At 70.3% G+C, this 15,613-nt stretch carries 16 protein-coding genes; 4 read left to right on the plus strand and 12 right to left on the minus strand.

The window, feature by feature from the left end:
* Window positions 1–280: 280 nt before the first annotated feature.
* The 6 genes from cbiE to ACFVT5_RS34200 all read right to left on the minus strand — a co-directional run bounded on the left by cbiE (window position 281) and on the right by ACFVT5_RS34200 (window position 6,048).
* Window positions 281–1,492 carry a precorrin-6y C5,15-methyltransferase (decarboxylating) subunit CbiE gene (cbiE, locus tag ACFVT5_RS34175; protein WP_389896122.1) on the minus strand — a complete coding sequence of 404 codons (1,212 nt, stop codon included), beginning with the start codon at window positions 1,490–1,492 and terminating at the stop codon, window positions 281–283.
* 181 nt (window positions 1,493–1,673) lie between these two features.
* Window positions 1,674–2,312 carry a GNAT family N-acetyltransferase gene (locus tag ACFVT5_RS34180; protein WP_389896124.1) on the minus strand — a complete coding sequence of 213 codons (639 nt, stop codon included), beginning with the start codon at window positions 2,310–2,312 and terminating at the stop codon, window positions 1,674–1,676.
* Window positions 2,313–2,440: 128 nt separating this feature from the next.
* Window positions 2,441–3,304, minus strand: coding sequence for a MetQ/NlpA family ABC transporter substrate-binding protein (locus ACFVT5_RS34185; RefSeq protein WP_389896126.1), 864 nt, complete (start codon window positions 3,302–3,304; stop codon window positions 2,441–2,443).
* A gap of 2 nt (window positions 3,305–3,306) precedes the next feature.
* On the minus strand, window positions 3,307–4,152 hold the full coding sequence (locus tag ACFVT5_RS34190; RefSeq protein WP_389896370.1) for a MetQ/NlpA family ABC transporter substrate-binding protein: 846 nt from the start codon (window positions 4,150–4,152) through the stop codon (window positions 3,307–3,309).
* A 91-nt stretch (window positions 4,153–4,243) separates the two neighbouring features.
* Complete coding sequence (locus ACFVT5_RS34195; RefSeq protein WP_389896128.1) at window positions 4,244–5,020, minus strand: methionine ABC transporter permease; 777 nt, start codon at window positions 5,018–5,020, stop codon at window positions 4,244–4,246.
* On the minus strand, window positions 5,017–6,048 hold the full coding sequence (locus tag ACFVT5_RS34200; protein WP_389896130.1) for a methionine ABC transporter ATP-binding protein: 1,032 nt from the start codon (window positions 6,046–6,048) through the stop codon (window positions 5,017–5,019). The genes ACFVT5_RS34195 and ACFVT5_RS34200 overlap by 4 nt, the downstream gene beginning before the upstream one ends.
* 613 nt (window positions 6,049–6,661) lie before the next feature.
* Here ACFVT5_RS34200 and ACFVT5_RS34205 point away from each other — a divergent pair.
* Entirely contained in the window at window positions 6,662–7,021 is a 360-nt protein-coding gene (locus ACFVT5_RS34205; RefSeq protein ID WP_389896132.1) for a hypothetical protein, read from the plus strand.
* Between the two features lies 1 nt (window position 7,022).
* A complete protein-coding gene (locus ACFVT5_RS34210; RefSeq protein ID WP_389896134.1) occupies window positions 7,023–7,466 on the plus strand; it encodes a hypothetical protein in 444 nt (147 codons plus the stop codon).
* Window positions 7,467–7,488: 22 nt separating this feature from the next.
* On the opposite strand, the gene ACFVT5_RS34215 is transcribed toward ACFVT5_RS34210, so the two are convergent.
* The 3 genes from ACFVT5_RS34215 to ACFVT5_RS34225 form a co-directional block, all read right to left on the minus strand.
* The gene (locus ACFVT5_RS34215) at window positions 7,489–7,992 is read right to left on the minus strand and encodes a GNAT family N-acetyltransferase (protein ID WP_389896136.1); all 504 of its coding nucleotides are present in this window, start codon (window positions 7,990–7,992) and stop codon (window positions 7,489–7,491) included.
* A gap of 37 nt (window positions 7,993–8,029) precedes the next feature.
* The gene (locus tag ACFVT5_RS34220) at window positions 8,030–8,578 is read right to left on the minus strand and encodes an RNA polymerase sigma factor (protein WP_389896138.1); all 549 of its coding nucleotides are present in this window, start codon (window positions 8,576–8,578) and stop codon (window positions 8,030–8,032) included.
* A 74-nt stretch (window positions 8,579–8,652) separates the two neighbouring features.
* On the minus strand, window positions 8,653–9,813 hold the full coding sequence (locus ACFVT5_RS34225; protein WP_389896141.1) for a glycerophosphodiester phosphodiesterase: 1,161 nt from the start codon (window positions 9,811–9,813) through the stop codon (window positions 8,653–8,655).
* Window positions 9,814–10,189: 376 nt separating this feature from the next.
* On the opposite strand from ACFVT5_RS34225, the gene ACFVT5_RS34230 reads away from it, so the two are divergent.
* Window positions 10,190–10,960, plus strand: coding sequence for a lysophospholipid acyltransferase family protein (locus ACFVT5_RS34230; RefSeq protein WP_389896142.1), 771 nt, complete (start codon window positions 10,190–10,192; stop codon window positions 10,958–10,960).
* Window positions 10,961–11,312: 352 nt separating this feature from the next.
* On the opposite strand, the gene ACFVT5_RS34235 is transcribed toward ACFVT5_RS34230, so the two are convergent.
* Both ACFVT5_RS34235 and ACFVT5_RS34240 read right to left on the minus strand, forming a co-directional pair.
* A complete protein-coding gene (locus tag ACFVT5_RS34235; protein WP_389896144.1) occupies window positions 11,313–12,866 on the minus strand; it encodes an MFS transporter in 1,554 nt (517 codons plus the stop codon).
* Window positions 12,863–13,414, minus strand: coding sequence for a TetR/AcrR family transcriptional regulator (locus tag ACFVT5_RS34240; protein ID WP_389896146.1), 552 nt, complete (start codon window positions 13,412–13,414; stop codon window positions 12,863–12,865). The genes ACFVT5_RS34235 and ACFVT5_RS34240 overlap by 4 nt, the downstream gene beginning before the upstream one ends.
* 101 nt (window positions 13,415–13,515) lie before the next feature.
* Between ACFVT5_RS34240 and ACFVT5_RS34245 the strand changes: the two genes are divergently transcribed.
* Window positions 13,516–14,028, plus strand: a complete 513-nt coding sequence (locus tag ACFVT5_RS34245; protein WP_389896372.1) for a hypothetical protein — start codon at window positions 13,516–13,518, stop codon at window positions 14,026–14,028.
* A gap of 39 nt (window positions 14,029–14,067) precedes the next feature.
* On the opposite strand, the gene argH is transcribed toward ACFVT5_RS34245, so the two are convergent.
* Complete coding sequence (gene argH / locus ACFVT5_RS34250; protein ID WP_389896149.1) at window positions 14,068–15,513, minus strand: argininosuccinate lyase; 1,446 nt, start codon at window positions 15,511–15,513, stop codon at window positions 14,068–14,070.
* Window positions 15,514–15,613: the final 100 nt, after the last annotated feature.

Genomic DNA, 15,613 nt, shown 5'->3' on the forward strand with positions numbered 1-15,613 from the left:
TCAAGAACGAGCGGGCACGCCACGCGGCACGAACGGTCCGTGAACGGCGCCGCCCGTGCCGGCAGGTCCGGCCACAGCCATTGTCCCGGTTCGCCCCCACCTCGGCACCCGGTTCCGGCACGGTCCACTGTGGACTGCGCCACGTCGCGCGTCCTCCGGTCCGCTGTACCACACACCACCCAAAACGGGCGGGTTTTCCGGACATTGGGCCACGAAGCCCTGGGTGGTCCGGAGCGGTACAACGATCGGCCAGCCTACCTCGCGCCCCGCCCGGGGAGGATCACGGGGCGCGGTCCGGCAGGCGTCCGCAGAGCAGGAAGGCGACGGTGCGTTCCTTCTCGGACCAGGCCCTGGTGTCGAGTTCGACGGACTGGAGGAGTGCGCATTCGACGTCGTAACCGTGTTCGGTCAGGCCCCTGCCGACGAGTTCGGCGGCGTCGCGCGTCGCGGCGTGCGTGACGATGCGTGCGGGGCGCCGGTCAGCGACGGCCGAGACGACCTCGGCTCCCCCGCCCCCGACGCGTACGACATCGGGTTCGGGCAGGTCTTCGAGGATGTGCGGGGCCGCGCCGTGCACGATCTGGAGCTGGACGCCGAAGCGGCGGGCGGTCGCCGTGGTGCGGGCGCAGGCGTCGGGGTCGCTGTCGACGGCGATGACGGCGGCGCCGAAGCGGGCCGCCTCGGTCGCGAAGGCGCCACTGGCCGAACCGATGTCCCAGACGAGGTCGCCCACGCGGGGCCCGGTGCGGGCGAGTTGGGCGGCGCGCAGCAGGTCGTTCTCGCCCTCGTGCGGGTCCGCGCCGTAGGTGGCGGACGGCAGGGCCCAGCCGCGTGCGGCCGTGGCGGGTTCGCGTCCGGCGATCCAGGCGGGTTCGGGTGCCGCGGTGGGGGTGCCGCCCATGACGATGACGACGTTGGGGTCGCGCCAGGCGTGGTCGGCGGCCTTGTCGGAGGTGACGACGGTGACGCGCTCGCGGGTGGTGCCGAGTTCCTCGCAGATGACGAAGGTGCGGTGAACGCCTCCGAGGAGGAGGCCGAGTTCGGCGGGGCCCGCGCCGGGTGAGGTGAGGACGGCGACCTTGGTGTGGGCGCGGCACACGTTCACGGCGCGCCGCAGGGTCCGGCGGTGGGCGACGACCACCTCGGCGTCCTCCCAGGCCATTCCGGCGCGGGCGAACGCCTGCGCCACGGAGGACACGGCGGGGACGACCTCGACCTCCAGGCCGAACTCGGGGCCGTGCAGGGTGCGGACGACACCGAAGAAGCCGGGATCGCCGTCGGCGACGACGACGGCGGTGCCGCGGTGGGCGGCGATCCGGCGGGCGGCGAGGGCGACACTGCCGAGCCGGATGCGTTCGGCGGCGGGCGGGACCTCGGGGAGCGCGAGGTGGTGGGCGGCTCCGGCGACCAGGGTCGCGGCGCCCAGTGCGGAGCGTGCCGCGTCGGTCAGGGGCGAGCCGTCCCAGCCGATCACCGTGACCCGGTCCGCCATCGTCGTCAGTCTCCAGGGGGTCTCGGGTCGTCCGCTGTCCGGGTCGGGTTCGGCCGGGTGTTCCGGCAGGTGATGGAGGTGCGTGCGGGCACCTGAGGGTACCGGGCGCGGCTGTGGTGGGGCAGGGAGGGGCGGGCGCCACTCGGGCCGGGGGCGGATCTCCTGGTGACGGGCGGGGTGCTCAGTTCCAGTCGGCGTAGGCGGTGAAGCCGTCCGCGTCGGCGAAGTGGTCGGGGACGCCGTCCAGGTCCTCGGGCAGCAGGCTCCAGACGATGAGGTCGGTACGGGTCTGGACCCAGGCGCCGTCGTCGGTCCTGACCCGCGCTATCCAGGCGTTGCGCAGGACGCCTTCGCTGATGGAGCCGATGCGCTGGGCGACCTGCTGGGACGCGGTGTTCGCGGCGGCGGTCCGCAGTTCGAGGCGCTCGAACTTCTGGTCGTGGAAGAGCCAGTGGGCGACGGCGAGGGAACCCTCGGACGCGTAGCCCTCGCCGCGTGCCCAGGGAGCGACGACATAGGCGATCTCGGTGGCGCGGATGCTCCAGTCGGTGTTGCGCAGGTGCACGATGCCGACGAGGCGCTGGGTGAGGAACTCGCTGACGGCGAAGACGATGCCGTGGCCCTCGGTGCGTTCGGCGGGCGCCAGTTCGGTGACCCAGGCACGGGCGTCGGCCTCGGTGTAGGGCTGGGGCACGGTGGTCCACATGGTGACGAGTTCGTCGTTCATCATCTCGGTGAGGGCCGGGACGTCCGCTTCCTCGAAGGGGCGCAGCACCAACCGCTCCGTGCTGATGGAGATGTCGGGGAAGGTGGTAGTCATGGCGCCGCTCCGTAACCCTCAGGAACCTTCAGGTCTCTGCTGAATGCCCCAGCATGCAGCATCCGGGCGCCGGATCGCACCACGGGGTCCGGCACCGACCGGTGCCGGACCCCGTGGAACGGGCGGGTTCAGGTGCCTGTGACGGGCAGTACGGAACCCTGGTAGGTGTCCCGGATGAACCGCGCGACCTCGGGTGAAGTGAGCAGCTCGGCCAGCTTCTTGACCCGCGGGTCGCCCTGGTTGCCCTCCTTGACGGCGAGGACGTTGTTGTAGGGATTGCCCTGGACGGATTCCAGGAGGATGGCGTCCTTCTTGGGGCTGAGGCCCGCGTCGAGGGCGTAGTTGTTGTTCACCACGGCGGCGTCCACGTCGTCGAGGGAGCGCGGCAGTTGGGCCGGGTCGAGTTCCTTGAAGACGAGTTTCTTCGGGTTGTCCGCGATGTCGGCGGGGCTCGCGTCCGGTCCCGCGTCCTTGTTCAGCCCGATGACGCCTTTGTCCGCGAGGAGTTGGAGGGCGCGGCCCTCGTTGGTGGTGTCGTTGGGGACGGCCACCGTGGCCCCGTCGCGCAGCGCCGTGATGTCGCCGGTCTTCTTGGAGTACACGCCCATGGGCGGCAGGTACACCTCGGTGACCGCTGTCAGGTCGGTGCCCTTGGACTGGTTGAAGTCGTCAAGGAACGGCTTGTGCTGGTACAGGTTGGCGTCGAGCGAGCCTTCCTGGAGTGCGGTGTTCGGCAGGACGTAGTCCGTGAACTCCTCGATCTCCAGGTCGAGTCCGGCCTTCTTCGCGAGGTGGTCCTTGACGTACGCGAGGACTTCGCCGGCCGGGACGGCGGTGGCGCCGACGACGAGTGCGCCGCCGTCACCGCCGCCGTCCGAGGAGCCGGAGTCCGAGCCGGAGCCCGACTCGAAGCCGCAGGCGGTGAGGCCCAGGGCCAGGGCGACGCCGGACGCGAGCAGGGTCAGTGACCGGGAGCGCTGGACAACGCGCATGACTAGAACGCCGGTACGACGGCGCCGTCGTACTTGTCCTCGATGAACTTCTTGACCTCGGGCGAGGTGAGGAGCTTGGCGAGCTTCCGCACGCGCGGGTCGTCCTCGTTGCCCTTCTTGACGGCGAGGAAGTTGCCGTACGGGTTGTTCTGGGAGCTTTCGGCGGCGATGGCGTCCTTGGCGGGGTTGAGCTTGGCCTCGATGGCGTAGTTGCCGTTGATCACCGCGGCGTCGACGTCCTCAAGGGACCGCGGCACCAGGGCCGCCTCCAACTCCTTGAACTTGAGGTTCTTCGGGTTGTCGACGACGTCCTTGGGGGTCGCTTCGAAGCCGACGCCGTCCTTGAGCTTGATGACGCCGTTGTCGGCGAGCAGCTTCAGGGCGCGGGCCTCGTTGGTGGTGTCGTTCGGCAGGGCGACGCTGGCGCCGTCCTTGAGGTCCGTGAGCTTCTTGACGTTCTTGGAGTACACGCCGAGCGGCTCCAGGTGGACCGTGGCGCCGGGGACGGCAACGATGTCGGTGCCGTTCTTCTTGTTGAAGTCGTCCAGGTAGGGCTTGTGCTGGAAGTAGTTCGCACCGACCTCGCCCTGCTGCACGGCGGTGTTCGGCGTGACGTAGTCGGTGAACTCCTTGACCTCCAGCTTGAGGCCCGCCTTCTGCGCCAGGTTGTCCTTGACGTAGGTGAGGATCTCGCCCTGCGGGGTGGGGGTCGCGGCCACGGTCAGGACCGCGTCGGAGTCGGCTCCGGCGCCGGTCGATGACGACTTGTCGGAGCCGCACGCGGACAGGCCCAGGGTGAGGGCTCCGGCGGCGAGGACAGCGGTGGTGATCTTGGTGGTGTTCCGCACGAAAAGTGCCTTTCTCATGGGTGGTGCCTGCCCCGCGCTGATGGTGCGGGGCGAGTTCGGGGGGTGTGGTGAGGGGCGGCCCTGAGGGTGCTCAGGGGACCTTCACCGGGTCGGGTTCGGCGACCGCGTCGCCCTGGGTCGGGGCGGGCGGGGTCTTCGCCGGGGCCGGGCCGCGCAGCAGCCGCAGCCGGGGCGCGGGCCCGGAGTGTCCGCCGCGCCGGTGCAGCCTGCGGGCCGCGTGGTCACCGGCGAACTGGATGACGGAGATGACGACGGCGAGGATGCCCACCGTGATCCACATCAGTCCGGTCTCGAAGCGCTGGTAGCCGTAGCGGATGGCGATGTCGCCGAGTCCGCCCGCGCCGACGGTGCCGGCCATCGCGGAGTAGCCGATGAGGGCGACGACCGTGGTGGTGGCGCCGGAGATCAGCGACGGCAGCGACTCCGGTACGAGGACGCTGCGGACGACCTTCCAGGTGGAGCCGCCCATCGCCTGCACGGCCTCGACCAGACCGCCGTCCACCTCGCGTACGGAGGTCTCCACCAAGCGCGCGTAGAACGGGATGGCGCCGATGGCGAGCGGCACGATGGCGGCCTCGCGGCCGATGGTGGTGCCGGTGATCAGCCGGGTGAAGCTCATCAGGGCGACCATCAGGATGATGAACGGCATCGAGCGGGCGACGTTCACGACCTGCCCGATGACCTTGTTGACCACCGTGTTCTGGAGCAGCCCGTCGCGGTCGGTGAGGACGAGCAGGATGCCGAGCGGCAGTCCGGCGACGACGGCGATCAGCGTGGACCAGCCGACCATGTAGAGGGTGTCCCAACACGCCTGCTCCAGCAGCGGTCGCATCTCCGACCAGGTCACTTGGCACCTTCCTTCACCAGCGCGTGCTGGGCGACGATGTCGATCTGGAGGCCCTGTTCGCGCAGGAAGCCGACCGGTACGACGTTGTCCTCGTAGCGTCCGGGCAGTTCGATCCGCATCCGGCCGACCTGCTTGCCGCCGACGGTGTCCATCGCGGCGCCGAGGATCGAGATGTCGATGTTGTAGGTGCGGGAGAGCTGCGAGATGACGGGCTGGGTCGCGGCGTCGCCGTGGAAGGTGACGTCGACCACCGTGCGGTCGTCGCCGGATGCCTCGCCGCTCAGCGGGAAGAGCGCTTCGGCCAGTTGGGAGCCGGGCGTGGCCAGGAGTTCCCCGACGGTGCCGGACTCGATGATCCGGCCGTCCTCCATGAGGGCGGCCGAGTCGCAGACCGTCTTAACAACGTCCATCTCGTGGGTGATGAGCAGGACGGTCAGACCGAGTTGCCGGTTGAGGTCGCGCAGCAGATGCAGGATCGAGCGGGTGGTCTCGGGGTCGAGGGCGCTGGTGGCCTCGTCGGAGAGCAGCACCTTGGGGTCGCCGGCCAGGGCGCGGGCGATACCGACGCGCTGCTTCTGGCCGCCGGAGAGCTGCGCCGGGTAGGCCCGTGCCTGGTCGGCGAGTCCGACGAGGTCGAGCAGGTCCAGCGCCTTGCGGGAACGTTCCTTCCCTGAGACGCCAAGGATTTCGAGGGGCAGTTCGACGTTGTCGTGGACGGTGCGTGAGGACAGCAGGTTGAAGTGCTGGAACACCATGCCGATACGGCTGCGGGCCGCGCGGAGTTCGCGGCCCGCGCGGGGGCCGCGCCCGGCGAGGGCGGTCAGGTCCCGGCCGTCCACGGTCACGGTGCCGGAGGTGGGGCGTTCCAGGAGGTTGACGCAGCGGATGAGCGAGGACTTGCCGGCGCCGCTCTGGCCGATGACGCCGTACACCTCGCCTTCGCGTACCTGGAGGTCGACGCCGTCCAGGGCGGTGACCTCGCGGTCGCGCGAGCGGTAGACCTTCGTGAGGCCCTGAGTGGTGATCACTGGGTTTCCGTCACTGTCGAGTGCGCGGCGCTCTGTGGAGCACCGGGCACGGGGCATTCGTCTTCGGGGCACGGCACGGATCCCGCACGGGGCGGGTGAACCGGAGGGGAGCCGTGCGGTCGGGGCGGACCTGTCAGCCCCGGCGGACCTCGGGGGTCCGGTCAGGGGACGTACGGTCCGGGGCACAGCTCAGCGGTCTCGCTTCGGGGCGCGAGGTCGGCTGCGGTGCGGGGGCCCTCAGAAGGCGCACATTCGACACATACAGCGAGCACCGGGCGTCGTCATCGCCTCGGTCGCAAGGGTGCGGCTGCTCGTTGTGGTCATGCGGGCAAGTAAAGCAGACGTCAGTACGGCACCCGGCAGCGCTGTCCGTATCGTGGACACACGTGGACAGCATCTGGACACCGTCACCGGCCCCGCTCCCCCGCTCCTGACCTGCGCGGACACAGGGAAGGGCGGGCTTGGCAGCGGGTCGGCCACGGGCTCCGGTGGATCAAGCGTGTGGCCAACGCCACGGCGATCGAGGGCCCCGGCGAGCGAGCGACCCGGACGCCGGGACGGGGGTCCCGGGGCCGAGGGCTTCGATCCGTATGGCCCGTAATAGGGTCGCCGCATGCTTGATGCCCTGACGATCGCGACCGCTGTGGCCGCGCTCGTGCTCGCCGCGTGGTGCGGCTTCGCCGCCTACCGGGACCAGCCGACCAAGGACTGGCACTTCCTCGCCATGGCCGTGGTGTCGCTGCTCGCCGCCGTCCAACTGGTCGTGGGCATCGTCCAATTGGGGCGGGGCGAGAAGCCGGAGCAGGGCACGACGATCTTCGTGGCGTATCTGATCGGCGCCTTCGCCTGTGTCCCGGCGGCCGGGTTCATGTCCCTCGGGGAGCGCACCCGGTGGGGCTCGGTGACGGTCGCGGCCGGCGGAGTCGTCCTCGCCGTCCTCGAAGTACGGCTCTACGACATCTGGGGAGGCTGAGGTGACGGTGACGCCGAACGACGAGCAGGTGGAGCGGCGCGAGGGCGGTGCGCGGAAGCTGATCTCCGGGCCGGGCACGCTCCTGGTGTGGCTGTACGGCGTGATGGTCGTCGGCGCCGTGTCGCGGTCCGTCGTACAGATCGCGACGGAGTTCGACCACGCGCCGCTGGCGTACTCGCTGTCGGCGGCGGCCGGCGTGGTCTACGGCTTCATCACGTACTCGCTGGTGCGGGGCGGTGAGCGGGCGAGGAAGGCGGCGCTGGTGTGCTGCGCCGCCGAACTCGTGGGCGTACTGACCGTGGGCACCTGGACCCTCGCGGACCCCTCGGCCTTCCCGGACACGACGGTCTGGTCGGACTACGGGATGGGGTACCTGTTCATCCCGGTACTCCTCCCCATCACGGCGATGTTCTGGCTCCGCACCGCCCGCCCCGCCACCGCGTAGGAACCCGCACCGCTCGGGCGGCTCAGGCGCTGGCGGCGAAGGCGGGTGCCTCGATCGTCTTCGACAGGGTGACCACGGTCAGCCGCTCGTCGACCTGCCGCGAACCGACCGGCGCGTACCCGTGCTTGCGGTACAGGCGCATGTTGTGGTCGCTGCGGTGCCCAGTGAAGAGCTGGTAGCGCTTGGCCGTACCGATGGATCCCAGCCGGTCCTCGATCGCCGCGAGCAGCCGCCCGCCGAGACCGTGCCGCTGCATCCGGGGGTGCACGATGAGCTTGCTGATGTGCGCGGTGCCGTCCGCGTCGAGGGTGCCGCGCACCGAGGCGACCACTTCGTCACCGAGCCGGGCGACCAGCACACTGCCGCCGCTCAGCTCCGCCCGAATGGAGTCGAGCGGCTGCGTGAGCGGCTCGATCGAATAGTCGCCGTAGAGCTCGGCCTCGCGCTGGTAGCACAGATATTGCAGTTTGAGGATCTGTTCGGCGTCCTGCTCGGCCGCCGCAGAGATGGTCACGCTCATGCCCATGTGTGCATGCCTCCCGCTCACCTGCTCCACCGGTTGTCTAACGCTCCTTTCCCCGTCGTTCAGGAGCTGCAACCTCCGCCGCGAGCATTCTGCGCAGACATCCCAGGCATCGGGAACGTTCCGGCCCCAGACTGCCCTGTGACATACCCAACTCTCCTGCGATTTCCCGGTAGGTGAGGTCCTTGGGCGACAGAAAGGCAGCCACCAGTCCGGGACAGCGGCCGGGCAGTCTACGTACGGCTGCGTACAGGGCACGCGTCCTGTCGGCCGTCAGGGCGCGCTGCTCGGGCCCCGATCGGATGTCGGCGGCGGGCTCGGACGCGTACGGCTGTTCGTGCCGGGCCGGGCGGCGCAGCCGGCGGGCCTCGGAGCGGACAGCGCGGCGGAGCCAGCCGGGCGGGTCGGTGGGCGGCCCGTCGCTCGCGAGGCGTTCCAGGAGGCGCAGCCACACGGCCTGTTCGAGGTCGCCCGGTTCGGTGCCGGAGGCGTGGGCCTCGGCGGACGCCTCGGCGGCGAGCAGCGGGCGCAGGGCGCGGACCAGCTCGTACGGGTCGTCAGTAACCGTCTGTGCGCACGTCGGTGTCATGTCGGGCGGGACGCCGCCGCCCCGGCAGAAGGTTGCCGGGGCGGCGGTGCGTCACCCCCATCGGGGGTGGGTGCTCAGCGGTTGACGAAGTCGGCGCGGGCGAGGAGTGCCGTGTCGCCGTTGTCCGAGAAGATGCCGTCGATGCCGGTGGCGAAGTACGCCTGGAAGGCGCCGAAGGCGTCGCCGTACGCGTTGGGGTCGGTGCCCTTGCGGAAGTCGGCGGGCAGGAAGGCGTTCTCGTTGCGCAGGGTGTAAGGGTGCAGGATCAGCCCGGCCTTGTGCGCGTCCCGTACCAGCGTGGTGGGCTGCGTGAGCTTGCCGCTCGCGTCCTTCGGGATGATCAGGTCGAGGGTGGGACCGATGCCCTGGGCGTAGGACGCGATCCACTTCAGGCCCTCGGGCTTGACGAGGTCGTCGGTGGTGCGGGGGTCGCCGGAGACCACGAAGTCCCAGGGCTTGCTGCCCGCGCCGGACAGCAGGACCACGCCCGGCGCGTCCACCAGGCGGGCCAGGCGCTCGATGCTGCTGGGCTCGAAGGACTGCAGGAAGTTGGGCGCGGTGCGGCGCTGACGGCCGTACTTGCGCAGCAGCTTGGCGAGGGGCTCCTCCAGGCCGAGGCCGAGGTCACGGAAGTAGGTGGGGTGCTTGGTCTCGATGTGCAGCCAGACCGGCTTGCCCCGCTTGCGGCCCTCACGGTCGGCCCACTGGAAGACCTCCTCCAGCGTGGGCACCTCCCAGCGGCCGTCGTAGAGGGTGTTGTGCTGACGGGTGCCGGGGATCCGCTCCTTGGCACGCAGCGTCTTCAGCTCGGCGAGCGTGAAGTCCTCCGTGAACCAGCCGGTGAGCTTCACACCGTCGATCGTCTTGGTCGTCTTGCGCCCCGCGAACTCGGGGTGCGCCGACACATCGGTGGTGCCGGTGATGTCGTTCTCGTGACGGCACACCAGATGCCCGTCCTTGGTGGGGACGAGGTCCTGCTCGACGACGTGCACGCCCATGTCGAGGGCGAGCTGGTACGAGCCGAGGGTGTGCTCGGGGCGGTAGCCGCTGGCGCCCCGGTGCCCGATGATCGTCGGCACCGGCAGGCCCTTGAAGCCGCCCTGGTCGTGCCGTTCGTCGGCTCTCGCCACCGCGGGCAGCCCCGCGACGGCACTCGCCGCGCCGAGCGCCGCCGCGGCACCCAGCACCGCGCGCCGTGTCGCCCGCCCCTGCTCGTCCGACCCCTGCGTACCCATGAGTACTCCTCCCGAACGCCTGTTCCGCCGACTGCGCTGCGATCGTAGGTGCCGGGGCGTGACCGGAGGGAGACGTGAGCCGGAACGGACGGGTGATGTCAGGTGGCCGATCCGTATGTATCGGCCATGTGCGCGGGACCCGTTGACGGCGTGTCAGTGGCGCTCGCGGAACTCGCCGATGCGGGATCCGTCGGCGGTGTGGCGCATCGCACGCGCCCTGCGGCGCCGACCAGGGGACACGCCCGGGACGGCGTGAGGGTCAGGTACGCGCCAACGGCCGATCCGGCGTAGTGGTTCTGCGTCATATCACGGAGGTGACGGGGACGCGACGCCGTGCGAGAACAGGTCAACAGTGCGTAACCACTCCGTGAACCCGATGTGCAAACCGCCCGCGCTCGCGAGTATCGTCCTCACCTGCACAGACTTCGACAGACCGCGACCGGCGCAGCCGTCGAACCCGACCCCGGAGGGCCCGTTGTCCCGTTTCGCACTGATCAAGGCAGTGCTCGGACCGATCATGCGCCTGATGTTCCGTACCCGGGTGGAGGGGGCCGAGAAGATCCCCGCGACCGGTCCGGTGATCCTGGCCGGAAATCATCTGACGTTCATCGACTCGATGATCCTGCCGCTCGTGTGCGACCGGCAGGTCTTCTTCATCGGCAAGGACGAGTACGTCACCGGGAAGGGCTTCAAGGGGCGGCTGATGGCCTGGTTCTTCACGGGCGTCGGCATGGTCCCGGTGGACCGGGACGGTGGACGGGGCGGGGTCGCGGCCCTCATGACGGGACGTCGCATCCTGGACGAGGGCCGGATCTTCGGCATCTACCCGGAGGGCACGCGCTCCCCCGACGGGCGGCTGTACCGGGGGCGCACGGGGATCGCCCGGCTCACCCTGATGACGGGGGCGCCGGTGGTGCCGTTCGCGATGATCGGCACGGACAAGCTTCAGCCGGGCGGCAGTGGGTTGCCGCACCCCGGACGGGTGACGGTTCGCTTCGGTGAGCCGATGGAGTTCTCCCGATACGACGGCATGGACCGGGACCGCTATGTCCTGCGCGCGGTCACCGACTCGGTCATGACAGAGGTCATGCGCCTGTCGGGCCAGGAGTACGTGGACATGTACGCCACAAAGGCCAAGGCTGCCTGAACCGGTCCACTCCCGGCCGTCCCCCATTCCGCCGAACCCTCACCGTCGTGGCCCAGCGCCGCTGCGGCGGGACCACGGCTGCGCCGTGAGGAAGCGACCGACGCGCTTCACCCGTCCCCGATTCCGCCGGACCCTCGCCACGGTGGCTTGTCGCCATCGCGGCGGGATCACGGCTACGCCGTAAGGAATCGCCCGACGCGCTCCGCCCGCGAGCCATTTCGCCGGACCCTCGCCATCGTGGCCCGGCGCCGCTGCGGCGGGGCCCACGGCTTCGTCGTGGTCGGGTGGCAGATCACTGCTCCGTTTGGCAGCGGGACGACCCCCGCCCCCGAGCGGAGCGCCACGGTGGGGGTCAGTGCTCGACGGGCTCCGCGCTGTCCTCCAGCTTCTGGCCCCGTAGCAGGAACCAGGCCGCCACCGCCGTCGCCAGCAGGACCACCGCGCCGGCGCCCGCGGCGATTCTCATGCCGTTCACGAAGGCGTCCTGGGCCGCGAACAGGAGAGGTTCCGCCGTGTGCGGGGGAAGACCTCGTACCGCCTCCACCGCACCGCCGAGTGACTCGTGTGCCGCCGACGAGACGTCGGCCGGTGTCCCGGCCGGGACCGCGAAGTCGCGGTACACACCGGTGACAATGGAGCCGAGCAGCGCGATACCGAGTGCCGCGCCGAGTTCGTACGCCGTCTCCGAGACGGCGGACGCGGCACCGGCCTGGTCCTTGGGCACGCTGGAGAGGATCACATCGGCCGTGACCGTGAAGGAGAATCCCGCACCGACACCGACCATGAGCAGCACCGCGCCGAGCATCGGGTACCCGGTGGACTTGCTCAGCACGGTCAGGGCGGCCAGCGCGAGCCCGATCGCCGCGAGCCCCGCGGACACCACACTCCGTACGGAGTACCGCCGCGCCACCCGGCCCGCGATGAGACCGGCGACCACCGCGCCCACGGCGGCGGGCAGTTCGGCGAGGCCCGCCTCGAACGGCCGCCTGCCCTGCACCAGTTGCAGGAACTGCGAGAGGAAGAAGACAAGGCCGGACAGACCGAGAATGGTCAGCAGATCGGCGAGCACCGCTCCGGAGAAGCCCCGGTGCCGGAACAGCCGCATGTCGAGCAGCGGCGCCGGCAGCGTGAGCTGACGCCGTACGAACCAGACCAGCGCGACGACACCGAGCAGCCCGGTCGCCCCGGCGACCCCGTTCGGGCCGTGTGTGGCCGCTTCCTTGACCGCGTACACCACGGCGACCATGCCGATGAGGGACAGCAGGACGCTGATCAGGTCCCACGGGCCCGGCTTCGGGTTCTTCGACTCGGGCAGCAGCTTGAAGCCGACGACGACCAGGACGGCCATCACGGGCAGGTTGATCAGGAAGACCGAACCCCACCAGAAGTGTTCGAGCAGGAATCCGCCCACCACGGGCCCGACGGCCGTACCGGCGGACGCCATGGCGCCCCAGATACCGACGGCGAGGCTCCGCTCGCGCGGGTCGTGGAAGAGGTTGCGGATGAGCGCGAGCGTGGACGGCATCAGCGTCGCACCGGCGACACCGAGCAGCGCACGGGCGAGGATCATCATCTCGGGGGTGGTCGCGTACGCGTTGAGCACGGAGACGGCACCGAACGCGAGCGCGCCGACGAGCAGCAGTTTCTTGCGGCCGATGCGGTCGCCGAGGCTACCCATGGAGACGAGCAGACCGGCGATCACGAACGAGTAGACGTCACCGATCCAGAGCAGCTGGTTGCCGGTCGGCTTGAGGTCCTCGCTGATGTAGGGCGTGGCCAGACCGAGTACGGTCGCGTCGACCGCGACGAGCAGCACCGCGAGGACGAGCACGGAGAGCGCGAGCCAGCGCCCTGGCCGGTACTCCACCGCCTCCGTCCCGGGCGTCCGCTGCTGCGTGCTGGTCATGGTGTCACTCTCCGTCGTGCGCCACCGAGCAACAGCTCGGCGATCATGAATGGGAAGTCCTTCGCGGCCACCCGTCCGTCCTGGACGGACCAGGCGGCGGAACCGATGAGGCCGTAGAGCGCGTCCGTCAGCCAGGCCGGGGTCAGATCGATCCGGAACTCACCGGATTCCTGGCCGCGTTGGAACAGGGCGGCCATCCGGGCGTCGAGCCGGGCCCAGCCCTCGTTCTGCGCGTCGCCCTCGAAGAGCTGGTTCTCGGTGATGAGGAAGGCGACCAGACCGGCCACGGGTTCCACCTGGGTGACCAGCCGCCGCAACGCGTCCTCGGCCGTCCCCTCGTCGAGCCGCGCCGCGTCCAGGGCGGCCTCGCACTCCCGGATTCCCAGGTCTTCGAGGGCCCGGACGAGGGCGTCACGCCCGGCGAAGTGCCGGTGCAGGGTCGCACGGCTGATCCCGGCGGCCCGTGCGACCTCGTCCATGGTGGCGGTGGCTTTGCGGGTGAGCAGGGCGGCGGCGTTGCGCAGCATCTGGTCGCGATCGACGGACATGAGACAACGGTAACGCACATGAGACATCTTTGTCTCATCAGTTTTACGCACCGGCGGGAGAGGAGCCGGGCTGTTGCGGGGATGCTGAGCGTATGAAGCCGTTGAAACCGCTGCTGCTGCTCGACATCGACGGACCACTCAACCCCTATCTGGCGCTCTCGGGCCCGGTGCCGGACGGCTACACGCGGTTCCGGACGCGTCCGGAGAGCTGGACCCAGTCGCCGTATCTGCCGGTGCTGCTCAATCCGGACCACGGAGCGCGGCTGCTCGGTCTGACCACGCACTTCGAGCTGGCCTGGGCGACGACCTGGAAGGACGAGGCCAACGACTGGATCGGACCGCGTCTGGGGCTGCCCCGGCTGCCGTTCATCGACTGGCCGGAGATGCACGGTCCGGCGCCGGACGGGACGTACTGGAAGACGCAGTACGTGGTGGCGTACGCGGCGGGGCGGCCGTTCGCCTGGGTGGACGACGAGATCACCGCACGGGACACGGGGTGGGTCACGGCCCATCACGGCGGCGCGGCGCTGCTGCGGTGGGTGCATCCAGGGACGGGGCTGACCCGGACGGACTTCGAGGTGCTCGCCGGATGGGCCGACGAGCACCTCGGTTAGGCGATCACTGAACTCGGGACGCGGTGACGATCTCTGAATTCAGGAAGCGGTGCTCTGGCCGGGGCGGGTGTCGGCCCAGGTCCGCTGGACCGCGAGGTCGGCCCTGACCTCGGTGAGCTGTACGGCCACCGCGGACGGCGCCGTACCGCCGCGCCCGTCGCGGGACGCCAGGGCGCCCGGTACGTCGAGGACCGAGCGGACCTCGGGGGTCAGATGCGGGGAGATCTTCGCGAACTGCTCGTCGGTGAGCTGGTCCAGCTCGATGCCGTGCGCCTCGCACTCCTTGACGCACTCGCCGGCCACCTCGTGCGCGACACGGAACGGGACGCCCTGCTTGACCAGCCACTCGGCGATGTCGGTGGCGAGCGAGAACCCGGCGGGCGCCAGCTCCGCCATACGCTCCCGGTGCACGGTGAGCGTCGCCATCATGCCGGTGAACGCGGGCAGCAGGACCTCCAGTTGGTCGCAGGAGTCGAAGACGGGCTCCTTGTCCTCCTGGAGATCGCGGTTGTACGCGAGAGGGAGGGCCTTCAGGGTGGCGAGCAGGCCCGTGAGGTTGCCGATGAGCCGGCCGCTCTTGCCGCGCGCCAGCTCGGCGATGTCCGGGTTCTTCTTCTGCGGCATGATCGACGAGCCGGTGGAGAAGGCGTCGTGCAGGGTGACGAAGGAGAACTCCTTCGTGTTCCAGATGATGACCTCCTCGGCGATCCGGGAGAGGTCGACGCCGATCATCGCCGTGATGAACGCGAACTCGGCGGCGAAGTCACGCGATGCGGTGCCGTCGATGGAGTTGGCGGCCGAGCCGTGCTCGAAGCCGAGGTCACGGGCGACGGCCTCGGGGTCGAGGCCCAGCGAGGACCCCGCGAGAGCGCCGGAGCCGTAGGGCGACACGGCGGTCCGCGTGTCCCACTGGCGCAGCCGCTCGGCGTCCCGGGAGAGAGCCTGCACATGGGCGAGCACATGGTGCGCGAACAGCACGGGCTGGGCGTGCTGGAGATGGGTGCGGCCCGGCATGGCGACGTCCGGGTGGGCGTCGGCGAGTGCGACCAGGGCTTCCTGGAGGTCGGCGATCAGAGCGCCGATCACGCGCGCGTGGTCGCGCAGATACATCCGGAAGAGGGTGGCGACCTGGTCGTTGCGGGAGCGGCCCGCGCGCAGCTTGCCGCCGAGGTCCGGGCCGAGCCGCTCCAGGAGACCGCGCTCCAGAGCGGTGTGCACGTCCTCGTCGGCGACGGTCCCGGTGAAGGAGCCGTCGGTGACGTCCGCTTCGAGCCGGTCGAGTCCGTCGAGCATCCGCTCCAGCTCATCGGCGGTGAGGAGACCCGCCCGGTGCAGCACGCGCGCGTGGGCACGGGATCCGGCGATGTCGTACGGGGCGAGGCGCCAGTCGAAGTGGACGGAGGCGGAGAGTTTCGCCAGGGCCTCGGCGGGGCCGTCGGCGAACCGGCCACCCCACAGCCGGACGTCACCGCTGTTGCTGCTCACGTGCTCTGCTCCTCACGGCAGTTGATGTGCGACCGCCTCCCCTACCGGGCGCTGACGCACGGCGGGGAGGCGGGGGAAACGCTATCGGCTGCGCCGGCTT

This window comes from Streptomyces sp. NPDC058001 (genome assembly GCF_042886315.1).
In the GTDB taxonomy this organism is placed as follows: domain Bacteria; phylum Actinomycetota; class Actinomycetes; order Streptomycetales; family Streptomycetaceae; genus Streptomyces.

Bases quoted from the DNA above. Each gene is read 5' to 3' on its own strand.
- cbiE (WP_389896122.1), bottom strand. From the start codon at position 1,492: ATGGCGGACCGGGTCACGGTGATCGGCTGGGACGGCTCGCCCCTGACC.
- ACFVT5_RS34180 (WP_389896124.1), bottom strand. From the start codon at position 2,312: ATGACTACCACCTTCCCCGACATCTCCATCAGCACGGAGCGGTTGGTG.
- ACFVT5_RS34185 (WP_389896126.1), bottom strand. From the start codon at position 3,304: ATGCGCGTTGTCCAGCGCTCCCGGTCACTGACCCTGCTCGCGTCCGGC.
- ACFVT5_RS34205 (WP_389896132.1), top strand. From the start codon at position 6,662: ATGCTTGATGCCCTGACGATCGCGACCGCTGTGGCCGCGCTCGTGCTC.
- ACFVT5_RS34215 (WP_389896136.1), bottom strand. From the start codon at position 7,992: ATGGGCATGAGCGTGACCATCTCTGCGGCGGCCGAGCAGGACGCCGAA.
- ACFVT5_RS34220 (WP_389896138.1), bottom strand. From the start codon at position 8,578: ATGACACCGACGTGCGCACAGACGGTTACTGACGACCCGTACGAGCTG.
- ACFVT5_RS34225 (WP_389896141.1), bottom strand. From the start codon at position 9,813: ATGGGTACGCAGGGGTCGGACGAGCAGGGGCGGGCGACACGGCGCGCG.
- ACFVT5_RS34230 (WP_389896142.1), top strand. From the start codon at position 10,190: ATGTGCAAACCGCCCGCGCTCGCGAGTATCGTCCTCACCTGCACAGAC.
- ACFVT5_RS34235 (WP_389896144.1), bottom strand. From the start codon at position 12,866: ATGACCAGCACGCAGCAGCGGACGCCCGGGACGGAGGCGGTGGAGTAC.
- ACFVT5_RS34240 (WP_389896146.1), bottom strand. From the start codon at position 13,414: ATGTCCGTCGATCGCGACCAGATGCTGCGCAACGCCGCCGCCCTGCTC.